The following is a 20,821-nucleotide window of genomic DNA, read 5'->3' on the forward strand; positions in this document are numbered from 1 at the left end:
GACCTTGGTCTCAGCCCTTGGATTTCAAGGGTTTGCGGCACCGCGGCAGTTGCCCGGAGCGCCCATTCAGGCGAAAATGACGCGCGCGGCGGAATCCGGCCGCTGCCTCTTCCATCCATGCCGTCCACGACCGCCCTCCAGCGGGCGCGACGCGCCTCTCTACAGGAACGCCCATGCTCGCCAGCTATCGCCAACACGTCGCCGAACGCGCCGCCCTCGGCATCCCGCCGCTGCCGCTGACCGCGCAGCAGACCGCCGAAGTGATCGAGCTGCTGAAAAACCCGCCGGCGGGCGAGGGCGAGTTTCTGGTGGATCTGATCACCCACCGCGTGCCGGCCGGCGTGGACGATGCCGCCAAGGTCAAGGCCTCGTATCTGGCCGCCGTCGCGCACGGCAGCGAAAAGACCGACCTCATTTCGCGCTCCCGCGCCACCGAACTGCTGGGCACGATGCTGGGCGGCTACAACATCCACCCGCTGATCGAGCTGCTGGATGACGCGGAAGTGGGCGAGACCGCCGCCAACGCGCTCAAGCACACGCTGTTGATGTTCGATGCCTTCCACGACGTGCAGGCCAAGGCCAATGCCGGCAACGCCAACGCCAAGTCGGTGATGCAGAGCTGGGCCGATGCCGAATGGTTCACCAGCAAGCCTGAAGTGCCGGAGTCGCTGACCATCACCGTGTTCAAGGTGCCGGGCGAAACCAATACCGACGACCTCTCGCCCGCACCCGACGCCACCACGCGCCCGGACATCCCGCTGCACGGGCTGGCGATGCTGAAGAACAAGCGCGACAACGCGCCGTTCGTGCCGGAGGAAGACGGCAAGCGTGGCCCGATCCAGATGCTGGCCGACCTGAAGGACAAGGGCCACCTGGTCGCCTACGTCGGCGATGTGGTCGGTACCGGTTCTTCGCGCAAGTCCGCGACCAACTCGGTGCTGTGGTGGACCGGCGAGGACATTCCGTTCATCCCGAACAAGCGCTTCGGTGGCGTGTGCCTCGGTTCGAAGATCGCGCCGATCTTCTACAACACGATGGAAGACGCCGGCGCGCTGCCGCTGGAAATCGACGTCGCCGACATGAACATGGGCGATGTGGTGGAGCTGAAGATCGACCACGCTTCGGGCAAGGTCACCGCGTTCAAGGACGGCAAGCAGATCGCCGAATCCGTGCTGAAGTCCGACGTGCTGCTGGACGAAGTGCGCGCCGGTGGCCGCATCCCGCTGATCGTCGGTCGCGGCCTGACCGCGAAGGCGCGCGAGGCGCTGGGCCTGCCGGCTTCGACCCTGTTCCGCCTGCCGGTGGACCCGGCCGATACCGGCAAGGGCTACACGCTGGCGCAGAAGATGGTCGGCCGCGCCTGCGGCCTGCCGGAAGGCCAGGGCATCCGTCCCGGCACCTACTGCGAGCCGAAGATGACCTCGGTGGGTTCGCAGGACACCACCGGCCCGATGACCCGCGACGAACTGAAGGATCTCGCCTGCCTCGGCTTCTCGGCGGACCTGGTGATGCAGTCGTTCTGCCACACCGCCGCCTATCCGAAGCCGGTGGACGTCAAGACCCACCACACGCTGCCGGACTTCATCTCGACCCGTGGCGGCATCGCGCTACGTCCGGGCGACGGCATCATCCACAGCTGGCTCAACCGCATGCTGCTGCCGGACACGGTCGGCACCGGCGGCGACTCGCACACGCGCTTCCCGGTGGGCATTTCGTTCCCGGCCGGTTCCGGCCTGGTCGCCTTCGCCGCGGCCACCGGCGTGATGCCGCTGGACATGCCGGAATCCGTGCTGGTGCGCTTCAAGGGTGAACTGCAGCCGGGCGTGACCCTGCGTGACCTCGTCCACGCGATCCCGCTGTACGCGATCAAGCAGGGCCTGCTGACCGTGGAGAAGCAGGGCAAGAAGAACATCTTCTCCGGCCGCATCCTCGAAATCGAAGGGCTGCCGACGCTGAAGATCGAGCAGGCCTTCGAGCTGGCCGATGCCTCCGCCGAGCGTTCGGCGGCGGGTTGCACGGTCAAGCTGGACAAGGAACCGATCGTCGAATACCTGCGCAGCAACATCACCCTGCTGAAGTGGATGATCGCCGAGGGCTATGCCGATCCGCGTTCGATCCAGCGCCGCATCGACAAGATGGAAGCGTGGCTGGCCGATCCGCAGCTGCTGTCCGCCGATGCCGACGCCGACTACGCCGCCGTTATCGAAATCGACTTGAACGACATCGTCGAGCCGATCGTCTGCTGCCCGAACGATCCGGACGATGCCAAGACGCTGAGCGATGTCGCCGGCGCCAACATCGACGAAGTGTTCATCGGCTCGTGCATGACCAACATCGGTCACTTCCGTGCCGCCGCCAAGCTGCTGGAAGGCAAGCGTGACATCCCGACCCGCCTGTGGGTCGCGCCGCCGACCAAGATGGACGCCGCCGAACTCACCAAGGAAGGCCACTACGGCACGTTCGGTGCCGCCGGTGCGCGCATGGAGATGCCGGGCTGCTCGCTGTGCATGGGCAACCAGGCGCAGGTGCGCGAAGGCGCGACGGTCATGTCCACTTCGACCCGCAACTTCCCGAACCGTCTCGGCAAGAACTCCAATGTGTACCTGGGGTCGGCGGAACTGGCCGCGATCTGTTCGCGCCTGGGCCGCATCCCGACCCGCGAGGAGTACCTGGCTGACATCGGCGTGGTCAACGAGAACGGCGAGCAGATCTATCGCTACATGAACTTCGACCAGATCCCCGAGTACCGGGAAGTGGCCGATGGCGTGAAGGCGGCCTGATCCCGCATCGTCAATCGATACGAAAAAGCCCCGGGAAGCCGGGGCTTTTTCTTTGCGATGTCGGGTGCGTGCAGACCGATGGCTTGGCGCAAACGCGGCGGCACGCTAGGCTCGCGGCGACATGCAATGGGGAACGATCGTGACGGCTGCGAAACCACAACCGATCGTGGCGCGGCTGACGCGCTCGGCCATCTTCCTCGTCGTGACGGTGCATCCCGGGCCAGAGGCGGAAACCGCCGTGCGCGGCGTCTGCGCCGACCTTTCCAGCCTGCTGCGCGCCGTGGGGTTCCGTGACCTCGACAGCCAGTTGTCCTGCGTGCTGTCGATCGGCTCGCAGGCCTGGGACCGCCTGTTCCCGGATGCGCCACGCCCGCGCGAACTGCACGATTTCGTGCCGATCCACGGCGCCACGCATTCGGCGCCGGCCACGCCGGGCGACCTGCTGTTCCACATCCGCGCGGTGCAGGCCGACACCTGTTTCGAGTTGGCCACGCATCTCATGGACCGGCTGCGCGGGCAGGTGGATGTGGTCGATGAAGTGCAGGGCTTCAAGTTCTACGACGACCGCGATCTGCTCGGTTTCGTGGATGGCACCGAGAACCCGGTGGATGACGAGGCGCGGGAATCGACGCTGGTGGGCGACGAAGACGCGGCGCATGCCGGCGGCACCTACGTGATCGTGCAGAAGTACCTGCACGACATGGCGGCGTGGAATGCGCTGAGCGTGGAAGGGCAGGAGGCGGTGATCGGTCGGCACAAGCTCAATGACATCGAGTTCCCCGATGCGAAGAAAGCCGGCAACGCGCACAACGTGCTCACCAGCATCGAGCAGGACGGCAAGCAGCTGAAGATCCTGCGCGACAACATGCCGTTCGGGCGCCCGGGCGCGGTCGGCACCTATTTCATCGGTTACGCGCGTACGCCTTCGCGCACCGAACGCATGCTGCGGAACATGTTCATTGGCGTGCCGGAAGGCAACCACGACCGTATCCTCGACTTCAACCGCGCGGTCACTGGTGGGCTGTTCTTCTCGCCGACGGTGGATTTCCTGGACGCCGTGGAGGCGTAGCCGCGCGACAGGTCAGCTTGGAAGCCGCATCCGCGAGGCCGCAGCACGAGCTTGGCCGCATCGCAATGCCACGATCGGTGCCTCAACTGCCGGCCAGCAGGTCCTTCGCCGCGCGCTTCATCTCGCCGCGCCGGAGCAGGAAGTCCCACTGGCTGCCGCCCATCTGCCGCCACAGCACCGCCGAGCGGATCGCCGACAGCAGCAGCGCACGGATTTCGCCGACCACCTGCGCCTGCCCGAGGTAATGCGGGTTGCCCTGGACCATGACCTTCGGCTTCATCGGGCTGAGCGTCTTGGCGTAGAGCGCACCGAGCTGGCGCAGCACATCGGGATGTGTCGCGCCCTCGTTGTGGGCCTGGCCGGCGAGGGTGGCGATGCCGCTGCGGACCTCGGCCAAGGCCGCATCGTCACGGCTGAAACTGCGTTCCAGCTGCAGCACCGACAGCGCCAGTCGCGGCAACTGCGGGTCGCCCAGGCGGTTCTCGACATAGCCGATCAGCGTGCGCAGGCCATCGGCCACCGGCGCGACGCCGCCGTACACCTCGGCGACGGAATCGGCATCGATGCGCAGAGCACTGTCGATGGCGGTCTGCAGCCGCGACTGGTCGACGCGGCCGTTCTCGGCGAGATGGCGGACCTCCTGCAGGGCCTGCAGCAGGCCAGCGAGCGGGAGGACGCGTTGGGCGATCACATCAGGATTCATCGGGTTTCTTGCAGGGGAAGGGGAGAGGCGAGCAGGGCATCGAAACGGGTAAGTTCCAGCGGCGCGTCGGTGGCGGCGATGACCGCGCCGCCGAGGCATTCCTCGCCACGGTAGAGCACCAGCGATTGACCCGGGGTGACCGCGCGTTGCGGTGCGTCGAAGTGGACCAGCAGGCTGCCGTCTTCGCGCACCTCGACCGTGCAGGCCTCGTCCGGCTGGCGGTAGCGGGTCTGCGCCGTGCATTCGAACCGCGATGCAGGCGCCGCGCCGGCGATCCAGTGCGCCGGTTCGGACAGTAGCCGCCTCGACATCAGATAGGGGCTGTCGGTGCCTTGGTCGACCGTGAGCGTGTTGGAGGCGACATCCTTGCCCACCACGTACCACGGCGCAGCCTCGCGGCCACGCACGCCGCCGATGTTGAGCCCGCCGCGCTGGCCCAGGGTATGGAAGAACACGCCGTCGTGGCGGCCGAGCAGTACACCGGCCGGGTCGCGGATCTCGCCGGCCTGCATCGGCAGGTATTGGGCGAGGAAGCTGCGGAAATCGCGCTCGCCGATGAAACAGATGCCGGTCGAATCCTTCTTCGCGGCGGTGTTGAGGCCGGCGTCGGCGGCGAGGCGGCGGACTTCGGGCTTGGGCAGTTCGCCGACCGGAAAGCGCGTCGCCGCGAGCTGCGCCTGCCCGAGCTGGTGCAGGAAATAGCTCTGGTCCTTGCCGCGATCCAGCCCGCGCAGCAGGCGATGGCGGCCATCCAGTGCGTCGGTGCGGGCGTAATGGCCGGTGGCGATGTGGTCGGCGCCGAGCTCGCGGGCGGCATCGAGGAAGTGCTTGAACTTGACTTCGCGGTTGCACAGCACGTCCGGGTTGGGCGTGCGGCCGGCGGCGTATTCGTCCAGGAAGTGGCGGAACACGCCATCCCAATATTGCGCGGAGAAATCGCGGAAATGCATGGGGATGCCGAGCCGCCCGCAGACCGCGACGGCATCTCGGCGGTCGTCCTCGGCACGGCACTCGCCGCTGCCGTCATCGGCCCAGTTCTGCATGAAGAGGCCGGCGATGGGCTCGCCAGCACGTTGCAGGAGCAGGGCGGCGACCGAGGAATCCACGCCGCCGGACATCCCGACGATCGTCCGTGCCCGGCTCACGCGATCAGCTGGGCCAGTTCCAGCGGCTGCCGGCGCCCGGCCAGGTAATCGGCCACCACCCGCCAGACCAGCGGGCTGCGGTGGCGTCCGGCTTCGGCCTGGAGTTCGGCCGGCGTCCACCACACCGCGCGGACGATGCCTTCGTCGAGTGGGCGGCTTTCATCGAAATGGACCGCCTCGCCGCAGAAGGCGAAGCGCAGGTAATGGCGCCCGCCGCTGCCATCGGCATTGAGCGGCGCCTTCCACTGGTAGGCACCGACGAAACCGGTCAGGCACACATCCCAGCCGGTTTCCTCGCGGGCCTCGCGGATCGCGGCTTCCTGCAGGCTTTCATCGGGTTCCAGATGGCCGGCCGGCTGGTTGATCACCAGGCGCCCGGCGGCACGCTCCTCCACGCACAGCAGCCGGCCGTCACGCACCACGACCGTGGCGACGGTGACGTCGGGTTGCCAGAAGCGGCCTTCGCGATAGCTCACGTCAGAGGTCGTCCTTGCCCGTGAGTTCCTGCTCCATCTCGTCGGCGGAATTGAGCGCGGCGGTGATGGCGGCATCCAGCACGTCCTTGTCGGCATTGGCCGGCACGCGGACGATGAAGATCGCGGCCTGGCCCTGCTTGCCCCAGCCGCCCATCTTGCTGTCCATGCTCGCTTCCAGCAGGCGGTTGGCGACGTTGGCAGGGAAGGCGTCGCCGCTGGCCTTGTAGCCGGCCGACCAGACCTCGCGGACGCTGTGGCCGCCGTAGGACTCGACGTTCGAACGCACGAACACCAGCTGGGTGCGCTTGCTTTCGTCATCCACGTCGAACAGCAGGCGGTAATCGCCGTCTTCGTCGATTTCATACTTGTATTCGAGCGCCTTGAGCTGGGCGGCAATAGCCGGATCCCCGGCCTTCTTGGCGGTCTTGTCCTGGGCAAAGCCCGGCGTCGCAAGCCCGAGGCCCAGGGCCAGCGTGGCGAGGAGGGTGGCAGTCGTGCGCATCGGTAGCCCCTGTGTGATGTCGCCCGCATTATCACCACCGGCGCCGGGGCCGTCCACGCGCTTTTATAATGGGAGGATGATGCTTCCCGCCCTCCAACCCGTGGCCATGTCCGGCACCGAACGCCCCGCCCGCGACCACGAGCATGGCGCGGTGGTGGAGGTCGCCAAGCCGAAGCTCGCGCGCCCGCCGCTCTACACCGTGCTGCTGCTCAACGACGACTACACCCCGATGGATTTCGTGGTCGAGGTGCTGATGAGCTTCTTCGCGATGGACGAGGAAAAGGCCACGCAGGTGATGCTGCACGTCCACACCCGTGGCCGCGGCGTCTGTGGTGTGTACACCCGCGAAGTGGCCGAATCCAAGGTGGCGCAGGTGAACGAATTCGCACGCATCCACCAGCACCCGCTTCTATGCACGATGGAAAAAGCGTAGCGTCGCCCCCATAACGGCTCCAGTACCGTTTTGTGGGGAATCCGCATGTTTTCCAAGGATCTCGAGCACTCCATCCACCGCTCGTACCAGCTGGCCCGCGATGCGCGTCACGAGTACATGACCGTCGAGCACCTGTTGCTGGCGCTGCTGGACGACCCGGCCGCGCTGGAAGTGCTGCGCGCCTGCCACGCCGACCTGGGCCGCCTGCGCCGCGAGCTGGAGCAGGGCATCGGCGAGTCGGTCTCGCTGCTGCCGGGCGACGATGGCCGCGACACCCAGCCGACCATCGGCTTCCAGCGCGTGCTGCAGCGCGCGGTCTACAACGTGCAGTCCTCGGGCCGCAAGGAAGTGACCGGCGCCAACGTACTGGTGGCGATCTTCGGCGAAAAGGATTCGCTGGCCGCCTACTTCCTCAACCAGCAGGACGTGACCCGGCTCGATGTCGTCAACTTCATCTCCCACGGCATCTCCAAGCTGGGCGGCGAGGGTGAGGGCGATGCCGGCCACCCCGAAGGCGAGGGCGAGGCCGGCGAGCCGGGCGAAGCCGCCGCCAACGGCAAGAACGACCCGCTGACCGAGTTCGCCGCCGACCTCAACGCCGCCGCCCGCGAAGGCCGCATCGACCCGCTGGTCGGTCGCGCCGAGGAAATCGAGCGCACCATCCAGGTGCTGTGCCGCCGCCGCAAGAACAACCCGCTGTACGTGGGCGAGGCGGGCGTCGGCAAGACCGCGCTGGCGGAAGGCTTGGCGCGGCGCATCGTCGAGGGCACGGTGCCGGCGGTGCTGGCCGACGCCACCCTCTACGCACTCGACCTTGGCGCGCTGGTGGCCGGCACCAAGTACCGCGGCGACTTCGAGAAGCGCCTGAAGGCGGTGCTGAAGGCGCTGAAGGAGATTCCGAACTCCATCCTCTTCATCGACGAGATCCACACCATCATCGGCGCCGGTTCGGCGTCGGGCGGGGCGATGGACGCCAGCAACCTGATCAAGCCGATGCTGGCTTCGGGCGAGCTGCGCTGCATCGGTTCCACCACGTTCCAGGAATACCGCGGCATCTTCGAAAAGGACCGGGCGCTGGCCCGCCGCTTCCAGAAGATCGACGTGGTCGAGCCGACCGTCGGCGAAGCGGTGGAGATCCTGCGCGGGCTCAAGCCGCGTTACGAGGAACACCACGGCGTGCGCTACGACGACGAGGCCATCCAGGCCGCCGTCGACCTGTCGGTCAAGCATATCCACGACCGCCTGCTGCCGGACAAGGCGATCGACGTGATCGACGAGGCCGGTGCCCGCCAGCGCCTGCTGGACGAGGCCACGCGCAAGCAGAATATCGACGTCGAGGAAATCGAGACCATCGTCGCCAAGATGGCGCGGATCCCGGCCAAGCAGGTATCGAACTCCGACAAGGATGTGCTGCAGCACCTGGAGCGCAACTTGAAGATGGTGATCTTCGGGCAGGACGACGCCATCGAAACGCTCGGCAGCGCGATCAAGCTCTCGCGTTCCGGCCTGGGCAACCCGGACAAGCCGATCGGCTCATTCCTGTTCGCCGGCCCGACCGGCGTCGGCAAGACCGAGGTCACCAAACAGCTGGCGATGCAGCTGGGCATCGAGTTCGTGCGCTTCGACATGAGCGAATACATGGAGCCGCATTCGGTGAGCCGGTTGATCGGCGCGCCTCCGGGCTACGTCGGCTTCGACCAGGGCGGCCTGCTGACCGAGAAGGTGGTCAAGACGCCGCACTGCGTCCTGCTGCTGGACGAGGTGGAGAAGGCGCATCCCGACATCTTCAACATCCTGCTGCAGGTGATGGACCGCGGCGTGCTGACCGACACCAACGGGCGCGAGGCGAACTTCCGCAACGTGGTGCTGGTGATGACGACCAATGCCGGCGCGACGCAGGCTTCAAGACGCAGCATCGGTTTCACCCGCCAGGACCATTCGACCGACGCGATGGAAACCATCCGCCGTGCGTTCTCGCCGGAATTCCGCAACCGCCTGGACGCGGTGGTGCAGTTCCAGCCGCTCGGCTTCGAGCACATCCTGCGGGTGGTGGACAAGTTCCTGATCGAGCTGGAAACCCAACTGCACGAGAAGGGCGTGACGCTGTCCGCCACGCAGGAAGCGCGCGACTGGCTGGCCCGCCATGGCTTCGACCCGCTGATGGGCGCGCGTCCGATGGCCCGCGTCATCCAGGACAAGGTGAAGCGCCCGCTCGCCGACGAACTGCTGTTCGGCAAGCTGCTGGACGGCGGGCATGTCGAGATCGGCGTGACCGACGATGCGCTGGTGGTCGATGTGCAGGCATCGCCCAAGCACAAGCCGGAACCGGCGGCGATCGACGCCTGAGCCGCGTCTTCGCCCAACAAAAAAGCGGCCTCCGGGCCGCTTTTCTTTTGCCGCTTCGCAGGATTACTTCATGCGATAGGTGATGCGGCCCTTGGTCAGGTCGTAGGGGGTCATTTCCACCTTGACCTTGTCGCCCGTGAGGATGCGGATGTAGTTCTTGCGCATGCGACCGGAGATGTGGGCGATGATTTCGTGCCCGTTCTCGAGCTTCACCCGGAACATGGTGTTGGGAAGGGTTTCGCTGATCGTCCCTTCGAACTCGATGACGTCGTCTTTGGCCATAAATCCATACAAAAGGCGCCGATTGGGCGCGGGCAACGGGATATTGTGCCACGACCGGCCATGCTCAAGCAAAAAACCGGCGAGCATTCAGTCAGGGTTGGCGAATTCCGCGGCCGGTGGCGCGCCGAAGACGTCCGTCCACGAGGCCGGCAGGCCGGGCAATGCGACCTGGCGCCGCACGATGTCGATGAAGGCTGCGCGGGGCATCGACTCCGCGCCGACGCTGCGCAGATGCGGGTTCTCGACCTGGGCATCGAACAGCGGGCAGCCGTGTCGCTGCAGGAAACGCGCGAGACCGGCCAGCGCAAGCTTGGAGCCGCCGGATTCGCCGGAGAACATCGATTCGCCGAAGAACATCCGGCCGATGGCGACGCCGTAGATGCCGCCGACCAGCCGGCTTTCACCGGGCACGGGGCCGTCGAACACCTCCACCGAATGCGCATGGCCGGCGCGGTGCAGCGCGAGGTAGGCCGCCTGCATGTCACCGGTGATCCAGGTGCCATGCTGGCCGGCGCGCGGGGCGCTGGCGCAGGCCGCGATGACGCCGGCGAAATCGGTGTCCGCGCGGACGGTCCAGTGGCTGCGGCGCAGCTGGCGGCGGAATTTCGATGCCAGCCGCACGCCATCGCTGCGGAACACCATGCGCGGGTCCGGCGACCACCAGAGCACCGGTTCGCCGTCGGAGAACCACGGGAAGATGCCGCGGGCGTAGGCGTTGAGCAGGCGCGGCACGGAGAGGTCGCCGCCGGCGCAGAGCAGGCCATCGGGTTCGCGCAGGGCGGATTCGACGGGCGGGAAGGACGCGGCGGGGTCGGCCGGCAGCCAGGGCAGGCGCAGGCTCATGCTTCGCCATCCACCGATTTGAACGGCGAATGCGCCAGCGCCTGATCGGCGTAACGGCGCACCGAAGCCACTTCCTCCACACACCATTCGCCCAAGGCGGCGCGGAACCGGGTATCGGCGACCCAGTGCCGGCTGCGCACGATCGTCGGCAGGAAGCCGCGGGCGATCTTGTGTTCGCCCTGTGCGCCGGGCTCGAAGCGGGTCAGGCCTTCGCGCAGGCAGTAGTCGATGCCCTGGTAGTAGCAGGTCTCGAAATGCAGGCCGGGCAGGGTGAGCTGGCTGCCCCAGTAGCGGCCGTAAAGGGTGTCGCCGCCGCGCAGGCAGAGGGCGCCGGCGATGGGCGCGTCGTGCAGTTCGGCGAGGATGATCAACAGGCTGTCGGGCAGGGTGCTGGCCAATTCGCGCAGGAAATCCAGCGTCAGCGCCGGCGAATTGCCGTAGTCGGCGAAGGTCTGCAGGTAGAAGCCGTGCATGGTGGCGAGGTCGGCTTCGGTCGCTTCGCCGCCGTGGATGTGGCGGAAGGTCACGCCGGCCTCGCGGACCTTGCGGCGTTCCTGGCGGATGTTCTTGCGATGCCTATGGTCCATCGCGGCGAGGAAGCCGTCGAAGTCGCGCCAGCCGGCCGTGTTGTGCCAGTGGTACTGCACATCCTCACGCGGCAGCCAGTCCGGCCCGAAGGCGGCATCGTCATCCCCCTGATGGAAATTGACGTGGACGGACGACAGCCGCTGCACGCCGCAGAGTTCGGTCATCGCGCCCGCCAGCGTGGCCCGCAGTGCCGGCGTCGGGGCCAGCAGGCGCGGCCCGGTGACCGGCGAGTAGGGCACGGCGCACAGCCATTTGGGGAAGTAGTCCAGCCCGTGCTGGGCATAGGCGTGGGCCCAGGCGTGGTCGAAGACGAACTCGCCGTGGGAGTTGTCTTTCAGGTACATCGGTGCGGCGGCGAGCAGCGCATCGTCCTCCCAGAGCGTGAGGTGATGCGGCGTCCAGCCCCAGTCGGGGCGCAGGCAGCCGGTGCGCTCCAGCGCGGACAGGAAGGCATGCTGGACGAAGGGATTGTCCGAGCCGTGCAGGGCGTCCCAGCGGGCGGCATCCAGCTCGTCCACGCGGGCGATGATGCGGGCGGTCAGGGTCATCGCGTCAGCCCAGCCAGTCGTGCCACGGCAGCTGGAACAGGCCGTACAGCAGCAGCCCGGCCAGGCCGCCGATCAGCGTGCCGTTCAAGCGGATGAACTGCAGGTCGCGGCCGACCGAGCGCTCGATCTCCGCGACCATGTCGGTGGTGTCCCAGCCTTCGACGGTCTGGCGGATGTAGGCGGGGGCCACCTTGCGCAGCTGGTCGGAGAGATGCTCGGCGGCGATCCGCAACTGGGCGTTGGCGGCGTCCTGCCAGACCGGGTCTTCGCGCAGGCGGCGGCCGAGCCGTTCGGCATAGGCGCGGAACTGGCCGAAGGTGGCGGAGTCCTCGCGGGCCAGGTCATCGTGCAGCCACTGGCGCAGCCGCGCCCACAGGTCACGCGCGTAGTCCTGCACCAGCGGGCTGTCGACCAGTTCGCGCTTCCAGCCATCGACCCTGGCCTGGAAGTCGGCATCGTCCTCCAGCCGTTCGAGCAGGCGCATCGCCTCAGCGGCGTAACGGCGGCGCAGCGGGTGGTCTTCGTCCTCCAGCACCGCCTGCACCTCGTCGATCAGTGCGTTGGCGAGCTTGGTCGAGAGCGCTTCGCCCAGCGCATCGGTGTAGTCCAGCTTGTCGGTGAGCCAGGTCAGCTTGGGGAATTCCCGCCGCGCCATCGTCACCAGTTTCTCGGTGATGAAGCCACGCACCTCGGGCTTGTCCAGCCAGCCGGCGATCTGCCCGAGGCCGGCGTTCAACACGCGCTGGTGATGTTGCCCCGCGGTCAGCGCACGGGTCAGGCGGGCGGCGGTGGCGGCCGCGTTCCAGCCCAGCAATTGGCGATGGACGAGGCCGAGGACTTCGCGTTCGATCAGCGGCGAATCCAGCGATTTCAGCGACTCCGCCACCCAGCCCTGCAGCTGCCGCGACAGGGCCAGCAGGCGGTCGGGCTGACCGAGGAAGACGCCGAGCTGGCGCGCCGGATTCCACGCGTCCAGCTTCTGCAGCAGGTGTTCGCGGGCGAGGAAGTTATTGACCAGGAAATCGCCCAGCGCGTCAGCCAGCCGCAGCTTGTTGCGCGGGATGATCGCCGTGTGCGGGATCGGCAGGCCCAGCGGATGCCGGAACAGTGCCACCACCGCGAACCAGTCCGCCAAGGCGCCGATGGTCGCGGCCTCGGCGAAGGCGCCGACCCAGCCCCAGACGCCTTGCCGGCCCATCACATGCGAGAGCACCAGCAGCGCGACCGCGCCGAGCAGGAAGCCCAGCGCGATCGCTTTCATCCGCGCGAGGCGGCGGTGGCGGTCGGCGTCGTTCATCGGCCGCCAGCGTGGCGGCGGGCGGGTTCAGGCGATGTCATCGCCCGGTGTCGGCTCAGCCCTGCGCTTCCAGCCAGCGCTCCGCGTCCAGCGCCGCCATGCAGCCGAAGCCGGCACTGGTGATGGCCTGGCGGTAGTGCTGGTCGGCCACGTCGCCGGCGGCGAACACGCCCGGGGTGGAGGTCATCGTCGCGCCGCCGTCCAGGCCGGATTTGATGGTCAGGTAGCCGTTGGACATCGCCAGCTGGCCATCGAAGATCTGCGTGTTGGGGTGGTGGCCGATGGCGACGAACATGCCGTGCACGGCGATCTCATGCGTCGCGCCATCCAGCATCGATTTCAGGCGCAGCCCGGTGACGCCGGCCTCGTCGCCCAGGACTTCGTCCACGGTGTGGTGCCAGACCGGCACGATCTTGCCGGCCTCCACCTTCGCGAACAGCTTGTCCTGCATGATCTTCTCGGCACGCAGGGTGTCGCGGCGGTGCACCAGGTAGACCTTGCTGGCCAGATTGGAGAGGTAAAGGGCCTCCTCGACGGCGGTGTTGCCGCCGCCGATCACCGCCACGTCCTTGTCCTTGTAGAAGAAGCCGTCGCAGGTGGCACAGGCCGACACGCCGCGACCCTTGAAGGCGTCTTCCGACGGCAGGCCCAGGTACTTGGCGGTCGCGCCGGTCGAGATGATCAGGGCGTCGGCGGTGTATTCGCCGGCATCGCCCTTCAGCCGGAACGGGCGCTGGGAGAGGTCGGCGGTGTGGATCTGGTCGATGACGACTTCGGTGTCGAAACGCTCGGCGTGCGCCTGCATGCGCTCCATCAGTGCCGGGCCCATCAGTCCGTGCGCGTCGCCGGGCCAGTTGTCGACTTCGGTGGTCGTCATCAGCTGGCCGCCGATGGCCATGCCGGTCACCACGACGGGCTTCAGGTTGGCGCGGGCGGCGTAGACGGCGGCGGTCCAGCCGGCGGGGCCGGAACCGAGGATGAGCAGGCGGCAGTGCTTGGGCGTTGCTGGGGACATGGTGGCTATACTTTCGACCGTATGGAGGGGATGTCGCAGCGCCTTAGTGTAAGGCGGGCTCCTTCCAGATGCGGCCGCGAACACGCCGCCGCAAGCCACCCGACCAAGGAAATCCCATGCGCATCGGTGTACCCAAGGAAACCAAGACCCTCGAAGGGCGCGTCGCCCTTGTTCCCGCCGCCGCCGGCGACCTGGTCAAGCGCGGACACGAGGTCTGGCTGGAGAAGGACGCGGGCGTGAAGTCCGGTTTCAAGGACGCGCAGTACGAGGCGCTGGGCGTGAGGATCGCGCCGGATGCCGCCGCGCTCTACGACAAGGGCGAGTTGATCGTGAAGGTGAAGGAGCCGATCGCCGGCGACCTGCAGCACCTGCGCAAGGACCACCTGCTGTTCTGCTATCTGCACCTGGCCGCCGAGCCCAAGCTCACGCGCGAACTGCTCGACATCGGGCTGACCGGCGTGGCCTTCGAGACCGTCGAGCTGCCGAACGGCGACCTGCCGCTGCTGGCGCCGATGTCGGTGATCGCCGGCAAGATCGGCGTGCAGGTCGGCACGCATCTTCTGCATCAGCCGATGGGCGGGAAGGGCAAGCTGCTTGGCGGCCTGCCGTCCACCGAACGCGGCAAGGTGGTGGTCTTCGGCGCGGGCAAGGCGGGCGGCGCTTCCGCTGCGCTGGCCGCGGCCGGCGGCGCCAACGTCACCGTCTTCGAAATGCGCACCGACCGCATGGACGAGATGATGCGGCTGGGCAACAACGTCACCTGCCTGTATCCCTACGCCGACCTGGTGGCGAAGGAGGTCGCCTCGGCCGACCTCGTCATCGGCGCGGTGCTGGTGACCGGCGCCGCCGCGCCGCGGGTGCTGACCCGCGACATGCTCAAGGGCATGGAGGACGGCTCGGTGCTGGTCGACATCGCCATCGACCAGGGCGGCTGCTTCGAGACCTCTCGCCCGACCACCTGGAAGGACCCGACCTATGTGGAAGAGGGCGTGACCCACTTCTGCGTGACCAACATGCCGGGTGCCGTGCCGCAGACCAGCTCGCAGGCGATCTGCGCGGCCATCCTGCCGTGGGTGAACAAGCTGGCCTCCGGCCCGGCCTGGCGCGAGAACGCCGCGCTGGTGAAGGGCATCAATGTCGAAGGCGGCAAGCTGGTGCACCCGGCGCTGCTGGACATGAAGGTCTGACCGGCCAGCAAGGGTCCGATGGCGGCGAACACCCACATCGAACCCTTGCTTTTATTTTATGAATCAATAAGCTGCGAAGAAAATCGAAGGTAAAACATCACGGTGGCAACCCCGAACCCGGAACGCCGCGCCCGCAAGGGTCGCAGCGCAGAAGCGACCCCACGCGCCACCGCGCCCAATCCGCGCCGGCAGAAGCTGATGCGCGACATCCTGATGATCGCCATCGCGCCGCTGCTGCTCTACCTGCTGGCGATCCTGGTGACCTATTCGCCGGAGGACCCGGGCTTCCACCGCACCGGCAGCATCACCGGCAGCCTGCACAACGTGGGCGGGCAGGTGGGCGCCTGGCTGGCGGACGCGCTGATCACCCTCTGCGGCTACGTCGCCTTCCTGCTGCCGGTGCTGCTCGGCGCGGTGGCGTGGATCTCGCTGTTCAAGATGGACGCCGACGGGGATGGCGATGCGGACCTCGGTCCGGCGCTGCGCCTGATCGGGCTGTTCGCCTTCCTGATCGCCAGCGTGGGCCTGCTCTGGCTGCGGATCGGGGTGGTCCAGGATTTCTCGGCCGGTGCCGGCGGCGTGCTGGGCCGGCTGGTCGGCAATTCGCTGCACACCCTGTTCGGACCGATGGGCAGCAACCTGTTCCTGCTGGCGCTGCTGCTGGTCTCGGTGACGCTGGCCACCGGGCTGTCGTGGTTCACCGTGATGGACTGGATCGGCGCGCAGGTGATGAAGCTGCCGGACGTCTTCCGCCGCGGCCAGAAGCAGGCCACGGAATGGAACGAGGCCCGCACACTGCGCGAGGAGCGCACCGAGGCCCGCAAGGTGGACACCGAACTCCGCGCCAAGCGCGAGAAGGTCAAGATCGAGGCGCCGCCGCCGGCCGCCGTGGTGGTGGAGAAGAGCGAACGCGCCAAGCGCGACCAGCAGATCCCGCTGTTCATGGGCGGCGATCCCGGCAGCGTGCCGCCGCTGGCCCTGCTGGATGACCCCAAGCCGCAGCCGCAGGGCTACGACGAGAAGACGCTGGAGGCGCTGAGCCGCCAGATCGAGTTCAAGCTCAAGGATTTCCGCATCGACGCCCAGGTGGTCGGCGCCTATCCGGGCCCGGTCATCACCCGCTTCGAGATCGAACCGGCGCCGGGCGTGAAGGTCAGCCAGATCTCCTCGCTGGACAAGGACATCGCGCGCGGCCTGAGCGTCAAGTCGGTGCGCGTGGTCGATGTCATCCCCGGCAAATCGGTGGTCGGCCTCGAAATCCCCAATACCAGCCGCGAGATGATCTATCTCAGCGAGTTGCTGCGCTCCAAGGAATACGACAAGTCGGCCAGCCCGCTGACGCTGGCGCTGGGCAAGGACATCGCCGGCCGCCCGACCGTGGCCGATCTGGCGCGGATGCCGCATCTGCTGGTCGCCGGCACCACCGGCTCCGGCAAGTCGGTGGCGGTCAACGCGATGGTGCTGTCGCTGCTGTTCAAGGCCTCGGCGAAGGACGTGCGGATGCTGATGATCGACCCGAAGATGCTGGAGCTCAGCGTCTACCAGGGCATCCCGCACCTGCTGGCGCCGGTTGTCACCGACATGAAGGAGGCCGCCAACGGCCTGCGCTGGTGCGTGGCCGAAATGGAGCGCCGCTACAAGTTGATGTCGGCGGTGGGCGTGCGCAACCTGGCCGGCTTCAACAAGAAGGTGAAGGACGCGGCGGACGCCGGCCAGCCGATCCTCGACCCGCTGTTCCGCCCCTCCGGCATGCCCGACGAAGCGCCGCTGCCGCTGGAACCCTTACCCTACATCGTCGTCTTCATCGACGAATTCGCCGACATGATGATGATCGTCGGCAAGAAGGTGGAAGAGCTGATCGCCCGCCTCGCGCAGAAGGCACGCGCGGCCGGCATCCACCTCATCCTCGCCACCCAGCGGCCTTCGGTGGATGTCATCACCGGCCTGATCAAGGCCAACATCCCGACCCGCATCGCGTTCCAGGTGTCGTCGAAGATCGACAGCCGCACCATCCTCGACCAGAGCGGCGCGGAAACGCTGCTCGGCCACGGCGACATGCTCTACATGCCGCCCGGCACCTCGATGCCCGAGCGCGTCCACGGCGCCTTCGTCAGCGACGACGAGGTGCATCGCGTGGTCGAACACCTCAAGGCCGGGGCAGGGGAGCCGGACTACATCGACGGCGTGCTGGAGGAAGTCCAGACCATGCACGACGGCAGCACGATCGGCGCGACCGGCCTGCCGGAAGCCCCGCAGGCTGGTGGCGACGAGTCCGACCCGCTCTACGACGAGGCCGTGCGCATCGTCACCGAGACCCGGCGCGCGTCGATTTCCGGCGTGCAGCGGCGGCTCAAGATCGGCTACAACCGCGCCGCGCGGCTGGTGGAGGCGATGGAAGCCGCCGGCGTGGTCTCGCCGCCCGAGCACAACGGCGACCGCAGCGTGCTGGCCCCGCCGCCGCCGCGAGACTGAGCCGGAAACCTGAACCTGCCGACGCGACATCGGCGGGTTCACATCCCCATTCATATTGATGCCGGCAGACTCGGCCCATCGAAATCCTGTGGAGTCCCCGCGATGAACATCCGCCTCGGCGTCCTCGCCATCGCCCTCTCGCTGGCCAGCGGCAGCGCCTTCGCCGGCGCCCGCGACCAGCTCGACACCTTCACCAATGGCCTGAAGACGCTGGAAGGCGGCTTCACCCAGCAGGTCTTCGACCAGAAGGGCCGGGTCAAGGAGTCGTCGTCGGGCAAGGTCTCGATGTCGGCGCCCAACCTGTTCCGCTGGCAGTACGTGAAGCCGTACCAGCAGCTGATCGTGGCCGATGGCAAGACCGTCTGGATCTACGAGCCCGACCTGCAGCAGGTCAGCAAGCGACCGCAGGGCGTGGAGGAGCAATCCAGCCCGCTCGCCGCGCTGGTGGACCGCAGCAAGCTGGACGCGCAGTTCAACGTGGCCGAAGTCGGCCAGTCCGGCGGTCTGGAATGGCTGGCGCTGACGCCCAAGACCAAGGCCGGCGCGAGCTTCGAGAACGCCAGGCTGGGCTTCGGCCAGCGCGGCCTGGCCAAGATCGTGATCACCGATGGTCTGGGCCAGCGCACCGAGATGAACTTCGGCACCTGGACCCGCAACGGACGCCTGCCGGCGTCCAATTTCCGCTTCAGCCCGCCCAAGGGCGTGGACGTGATCGGGCAGTAATCCGACAGTCAAAGCAGATGAACAGGGAGGCGGCTTCGGTCGCCTTTCCTGTTTTCGAACGGTTCAGCGCCATGGCGTCGCGCTCACGGAAGCTCCACGGCGGCGTGGCGAGACTAGCCCCATGCACACGCGATCCATCCTGCTGCTGTCCACCCTGATCACCTGCGTCACGGCCTATGTGGGCCATGCCGATGCCGGCGGGCTGGGGCAGGGTGCGCCGCGACCGGCCGTCATCGAGGCCAAGCCCATCCGCGACGTCGCCCAGCCGATGTCACGCGCCGAAGGCCGCGAAGCCGCCGATGCCGCCGTGGCAGGCGCGCTGGTCGGGCTCACCAACGAGCAGTTCAAGGGTGAACGCATCGAACTCAACCTCAATACGGTGGACATGCGTGCGGTCAGCCCGCGCGACCGCGAAGTCAGCGGCACCGGGCAGATGAAGATCGGCAACGACACCGACTGGCTGCCGTTCCGCTACCGCGCGCTGTACGACACCGAGACGCAGACCGCCGCCGGCCCGGCGATCACGCTGGGCAGCAGCGAGGCGGGTGGGGTGGAGGTCGGGGTGACCGATGCAGCATCGACCGCACTGGCCAGCGCGGCCAGCGCGCAGATGCGTGGCGAATTCCCGGACCAGAAGGTGACGCTGGACATGTCGAAGATCCAGCGCCAGAAATCCGGGCGCTATGAACGTTTCATCGCCCTGGGTGACGTGCGCTTCGACCGCGACCCGGCGACCAAGGCGGCCATCGAAGGCCTGTACGACCCGGCCCGCAAGCGCTGGCTGCGGGTGAGCTACGAACTGGGCGACACCGCCGGCTGGAAATTCCACGACGGCACCGCCGCCGTCGCCGTGCCGGCCGCCGCCAAACGCTGAGCGCGGGCTGTCGCCGCACCATCGCATCCCCGATACTGGGCGCATGCCGACCGCATCGATCCATTTCCGTGGCTGATCGCCGCCCGCCGATGACCCGCCCGTCCATGACCACAGGCGACCTGCTGGCCGGCGACACGGCGGACATGCGCCCGCTCGCCGAGCGCATGCGCCCGCGCACGCTGGACGAAGTGGTGGGGCAGGCGCGCCTGCTGGGGCCGGGCAGTGCGCTGCGCCGGGCCATCGAAACGGGGCGCGTGCATTCGATGATCCTGTGGGGCCCGCCCGGCTGCGGCAAGACCACGCTAGCGCTGCTGCTGGCGCAGTACGCCGAGGCCGAATTCATCGCCATTTCCGCGGTCATGTCCGGCCTGCCGGAAGTGCGCAAGGTGCTGGCGGAGGCCGAGCAGCGCTTCCACGCCGGCATCCGCACCGTGCTGTTCGTGGACGAGGTGCATCGCTTCAACAAGGTGCAGCAGGACGCCTTCCTGCCGCATATCGAGCGCGGCACGATCATCTTCGTCGGCGCGACCACCGAAAACCCCTCGTTCGAACTCAATTCCGCGCTGCTGTCGCGCTGCCGCGTGCATGTGCTGGAGGCGGTTTCGGCGGACGACATCGCCACCACGCTCAAACGCGCGCTGGCTGACGAAGAACGCGGGCTCGGCGGACGCGGCATCGACATCGCCGATGCGGACCTGCAGGCGATCGCCGGCGCCGCCGATGGCGACGTGCGACGCGCCCTCACCCTGCTGGAAATCGCCGCCGAACTGGTGGGCGAGGGCGGCGAGGGAGCGCCACGCTCTGTGGGCACCGAGCTCATCGAACAGGTGCTGGCCGACCGCACCCGCCGCTTCGACAAGGGCGGCGAGCAGTTCTACGACCAGATCAGCGCCCTGCACAAATCCGTGCGCAGTTCCAACCCGGACGCGGCGCTGTACTGGTTCGCGCGGATGATTGATGGCGGCTGCGACCCGGTCTACCTGGCGCGGCGGCTGACGCGGATGGCGGTCGAAGACATCGGCCTGGCCGACCCACGCGCGTTGGCGATGGCCACCGAAGCCTGGGACGCCTACGACCGCCTGGGCTCACCCGAAGGCGAACTGGCGCTGGCGCAGGTGGTGATCTATCTGGCCAGCACGGCGAAATCCAACGCCGCCTACATGGCTTGGAACAACGCCCGCCACGACGTGCGCGAATACGGCACCCAGCCGGTGCCGATGCACATCCGCAATGCGCCGACCAAGCTCATGAAGGGCCTCGGCTACGGCAAGGGCTATCAATACGACCATGACGCCGAAGGTGGTGTGGCGCTGGACCAGACCGGATTCCCGGACGAGATGGGCGAACGCGTCTATTACCAGCCGGTCCCGCGCGGCATGGAGATCAAGCTGAAAGACAAGCTGGATGCCTTGCGGGCGGCCCGGAAAGCCGCTCAGAGCGAGGGCTGAGGCGGCTTAGGGGATATCGCCTGCCACATCCTTAACTTCGCATAATGTTTATTATGTTATTTGATGGAGAATGCGGCTTAGTAGAATGTC

18 protein-coding genes are annotated in these 20,821 nt (G+C 67.5%); 9 read left to right on the top strand and 9 right to left on the bottom strand.

Annotated elements, in window-relative coordinates; genetic code table 11:
- Window positions 1-173 precede the first annotated feature (173 nt).
- Window positions 174-2,780: a bifunctional aconitate hydratase 2/2-methylisocitrate dehydratase gene (gene acnB, locus DCD74_RS04140; protein ID WP_112926206.1), complete on the top strand. Its 2,607-nt coding sequence runs from the start codon at window positions 174-176 to the stop codon at window positions 2,778-2,780.
- A 121-nt stretch (window positions 2,781-2,901) separates the two neighbouring features.
- Window positions 2,902-3,849 (top strand): Dyp-type peroxidase, encoded by a 948-nt coding sequence (locus DCD74_RS04145; RefSeq protein ID WP_174887959.1) that lies wholly within the window; start codon window positions 2,902-2,904, stop codon window positions 3,847-3,849.
- An 82-nt stretch (window positions 3,850-3,931) separates the two neighbouring features.
- On the opposite strand, the gene hflD is transcribed toward DCD74_RS04145, so the two are convergent.
- From hflD to DCD74_RS04165, 4 genes are read right to left on the bottom strand one after another with little or no spacing between them, the layout of a single operon-like run.
- The gene (gene hflD / locus DCD74_RS04150) at window positions 3,932-4,552 is read right to left on the bottom strand and encodes a high frequency lysogenization protein HflD (RefSeq protein WP_112926208.1); all 621 of its coding nucleotides are present in this window, start codon (window positions 4,550-4,552) and stop codon (window positions 3,932-3,934) included.
- Window positions 4,549-5,670, bottom strand: coding sequence for a tRNA 2-thiouridine(34) synthase MnmA (gene mnmA, locus DCD74_RS04155; RefSeq protein ID WP_407072223.1), 1,122 nt, complete (start codon window positions 5,668-5,670; stop codon window positions 4,549-4,551). The genes hflD and mnmA overlap by 4 nt, the downstream gene beginning before the upstream one ends.
- A gap of 23 nt (window positions 5,671-5,693) precedes the next feature.
- Complete coding sequence (locus DCD74_RS04160) at window positions 5,694-6,173, bottom strand: NUDIX hydrolase (protein WP_174887960.1); 480 nt, start codon at window positions 6,171-6,173, stop codon at window positions 5,694-5,696.
- A gap of 1 nt (window position 6,174) precedes the next feature.
- Window positions 6,175-6,675, bottom strand: a complete 501-nt coding sequence (locus tag DCD74_RS04165; RefSeq protein ID WP_112926211.1) for a hypothetical protein — start codon at window positions 6,673-6,675, stop codon at window positions 6,175-6,177.
- A gap of 106 nt (window positions 6,676-6,781) precedes the next feature.
- On the opposite strand from DCD74_RS04165, the gene clpS reads away from it, so the two are divergent.
- Entirely contained in the window at window positions 6,782-7,108 is a 327-nt protein-coding gene (clpS, locus tag DCD74_RS04170) for an ATP-dependent Clp protease adapter ClpS (protein WP_112926212.1), read from the top strand.
- A gap of 45 nt (window positions 7,109-7,153) precedes the next feature.
- Entirely contained in the window at window positions 7,154-9,454 is a 2,301-nt protein-coding gene (gene clpA, locus DCD74_RS04175) for an ATP-dependent Clp protease ATP-binding subunit ClpA (RefSeq protein WP_112926213.1), read from the top strand.
- 63 nt (window positions 9,455-9,517) lie between these two features.
- Here the strand turns inward: clpA and infA are convergent, their stop codons facing one another.
- The 5 genes from infA to trxB form a co-directional block, all read right to left on the bottom strand.
- The gene (gene infA, locus DCD74_RS04180) at window positions 9,518-9,736 is read right to left on the bottom strand and encodes a translation initiation factor IF-1 (protein WP_112926214.1); all 219 of its coding nucleotides are present in this window, start codon (window positions 9,734-9,736) and stop codon (window positions 9,518-9,520) included.
- Between the two features lie 87 nt (window positions 9,737-9,823).
- Window positions 9,824-10,579 (bottom strand): leucyl/phenylalanyl-tRNA--protein transferase, encoded by a 756-nt coding sequence (aat, locus tag DCD74_RS04185; protein WP_112926215.1) that lies wholly within the window; start codon window positions 10,577-10,579, stop codon window positions 9,824-9,826.
- Window positions 10,576-11,715, bottom strand: a complete 1,140-nt coding sequence (locus DCD74_RS04190; protein ID WP_112926216.1) for a GNAT family N-acetyltransferase — start codon at window positions 11,713-11,715, stop codon at window positions 10,576-10,578. The genes aat and DCD74_RS04190 overlap by 4 nt, the downstream gene beginning before the upstream one ends.
- A 4-nt stretch (window positions 11,716-11,719) precedes the next feature.
- Complete coding sequence (locus DCD74_RS04195) at window positions 11,720-13,012, bottom strand: DUF445 domain-containing protein (protein WP_112926217.1); 1,293 nt, start codon at window positions 13,010-13,012, stop codon at window positions 11,720-11,722.
- Between the two features lie 55 nt (window positions 13,013-13,067).
- Entirely contained in the window at window positions 13,068-14,027 is a 960-nt protein-coding gene (gene trxB / locus DCD74_RS04200; protein ID WP_112926218.1) for a thioredoxin-disulfide reductase, read from the bottom strand.
- A 116-nt stretch (window positions 14,028-14,143) separates the two neighbouring features.
- Here trxB and ald point away from each other — a divergent pair, with 116 nt between their 5' ends.
- The 5 genes from ald to DCD74_RS04225 all read left to right on the top strand — a co-directional run bounded on the left by ald (window position 14,144) and on the right by DCD74_RS04225 (window position 20,731).
- The gene (ald, locus tag DCD74_RS04205; RefSeq protein WP_112926219.1) at window positions 14,144-15,214 is read left to right on the top strand and encodes an alanine dehydrogenase; all 1,071 of its coding nucleotides are present in this window, start codon (window positions 14,144-14,146) and stop codon (window positions 15,212-15,214) included.
- Between the two features lie 102 nt (window positions 15,215-15,316).
- Complete coding sequence (locus DCD74_RS04210; RefSeq protein WP_112926220.1) at window positions 15,317-17,686, top strand: DNA translocase FtsK; 2,370 nt, start codon at window positions 15,317-15,319, stop codon at window positions 17,684-17,686.
- Between the two features lie 102 nt (window positions 17,687-17,788).
- On the top strand, window positions 17,789-18,409 hold the full coding sequence (lolA, locus tag DCD74_RS04215; protein ID WP_112926221.1) for an outer membrane lipoprotein chaperone LolA: 621 nt from the start codon (window positions 17,789-17,791) through the stop codon (window positions 18,407-18,409).
- A gap of 121 nt (window positions 18,410-18,530) precedes the next feature.
- Complete coding sequence (locus DCD74_RS04220) at window positions 18,531-19,283, top strand: hypothetical protein (RefSeq protein WP_112926222.1); 753 nt, start codon at window positions 18,531-18,533, stop codon at window positions 19,281-19,283.
- Window positions 19,284-19,372: 89 nt separating this feature from the next.
- Window positions 19,373-20,731: a replication-associated recombination protein A gene (locus DCD74_RS04225; protein ID WP_112926223.1), complete on the top strand. Its 1,359-nt coding sequence runs from the start codon at window positions 19,373-19,375 to the stop codon at window positions 20,729-20,731.
- The last annotated feature ends 90 nt before the right edge of the window (window positions 20,732-20,821 follow it).

The sequence above is a fragment of the Lysobacter oculi genome, from assembly GCF_003293695.1.
GTDB lineage: Bacteria > Pseudomonadota > Gammaproteobacteria > Xanthomonadales > Xanthomonadaceae > Solilutibacter > Solilutibacter oculi.

Excerpts from the sequence above, each read along its gene's own strand:
- DCD74_RS04145 (WP_174887959.1), top strand. The coding sequence starts at position 2,902 with ATGCAATGGGGAACGATCGTGACGGCTGCGAAACCACAACCGATCGTG.
- DCD74_RS04220 (WP_112926222.1), top strand. The coding sequence starts at position 18,531 with ATGCACACGCGATCCATCCTGCTGCTGTCCACCCTGATCACCTGCGTC.
- DCD74_RS04190 (WP_112926216.1), bottom strand. The coding sequence starts at position 11,715 with ATGACCCTGACCGCCCGCATCATCGCCCGCGTGGACGAGCTGGATGCC.
- aat (WP_112926215.1), bottom strand. The coding sequence starts at position 10,579 with ATGAGCCTGCGCCTGCCCTGGCTGCCGGCCGACCCCGCCGCGTCCTTC.
- trxB (WP_112926218.1), bottom strand. The coding sequence starts at position 14,027 with ATGTCCCCAGCAACGCCCAAGCACTGCCGCCTGCTCATCCTCGGTTCC.
- acnB (WP_112926206.1), top strand. The coding sequence starts at position 174 with ATGCTCGCCAGCTATCGCCAACACGTCGCCGAACGCGCCGCCCTCGGC.
- infA (WP_112926214.1), bottom strand. The coding sequence starts at position 9,736 with ATGGCCAAAGACGACGTCATCGAGTTCGAAGGGACGATCAGCGAAACC.
- ald (WP_112926219.1), top strand. The coding sequence starts at position 14,144 with ATGCGCATCGGTGTACCCAAGGAAACCAAGACCCTCGAAGGGCGCGTC.
- clpA (WP_112926213.1), top strand. The coding sequence starts at position 7,154 with ATGTTTTCCAAGGATCTCGAGCACTCCATCCACCGCTCGTACCAGCTG.
- DCD74_RS04225 (WP_112926223.1), top strand. The coding sequence starts at position 19,373 with ATGACCCGCCCGTCCATGACCACAGGCGACCTGCTGGCCGGCGACACG.
- hflD (WP_112926208.1), bottom strand. The coding sequence starts at position 4,552 with ATGAATCCTGATGTGATCGCCCAACGCGTCCTCCCGCTCGCTGGCCTG.
- DCD74_RS04195 (WP_112926217.1), bottom strand. The coding sequence starts at position 13,012 with ATGAACGACGCCGACCGCCACCGCCGCCTCGCGCGGATGAAAGCGATC.
- mnmA (WP_407072223.1), bottom strand. The coding sequence starts at position 5,670 with ATGTCCGGCGGCGTGGATTCCTCGGTCGCCGCCCTGCTCCTGCAACGT.
- lolA (WP_112926221.1), top strand. The coding sequence starts at position 17,789 with ATGAACATCCGCCTCGGCGTCCTCGCCATCGCCCTCTCGCTGGCCAGC.
- DCD74_RS04165 (WP_112926211.1), bottom strand. The coding sequence starts at position 6,675 with ATGCGCACGACTGCCACCCTCCTCGCCACGCTGGCCCTGGGCCTCGGG.
- clpS (WP_112926212.1), top strand. The coding sequence starts at position 6,782 with ATGTCCGGCACCGAACGCCCCGCCCGCGACCACGAGCATGGCGCGGTG.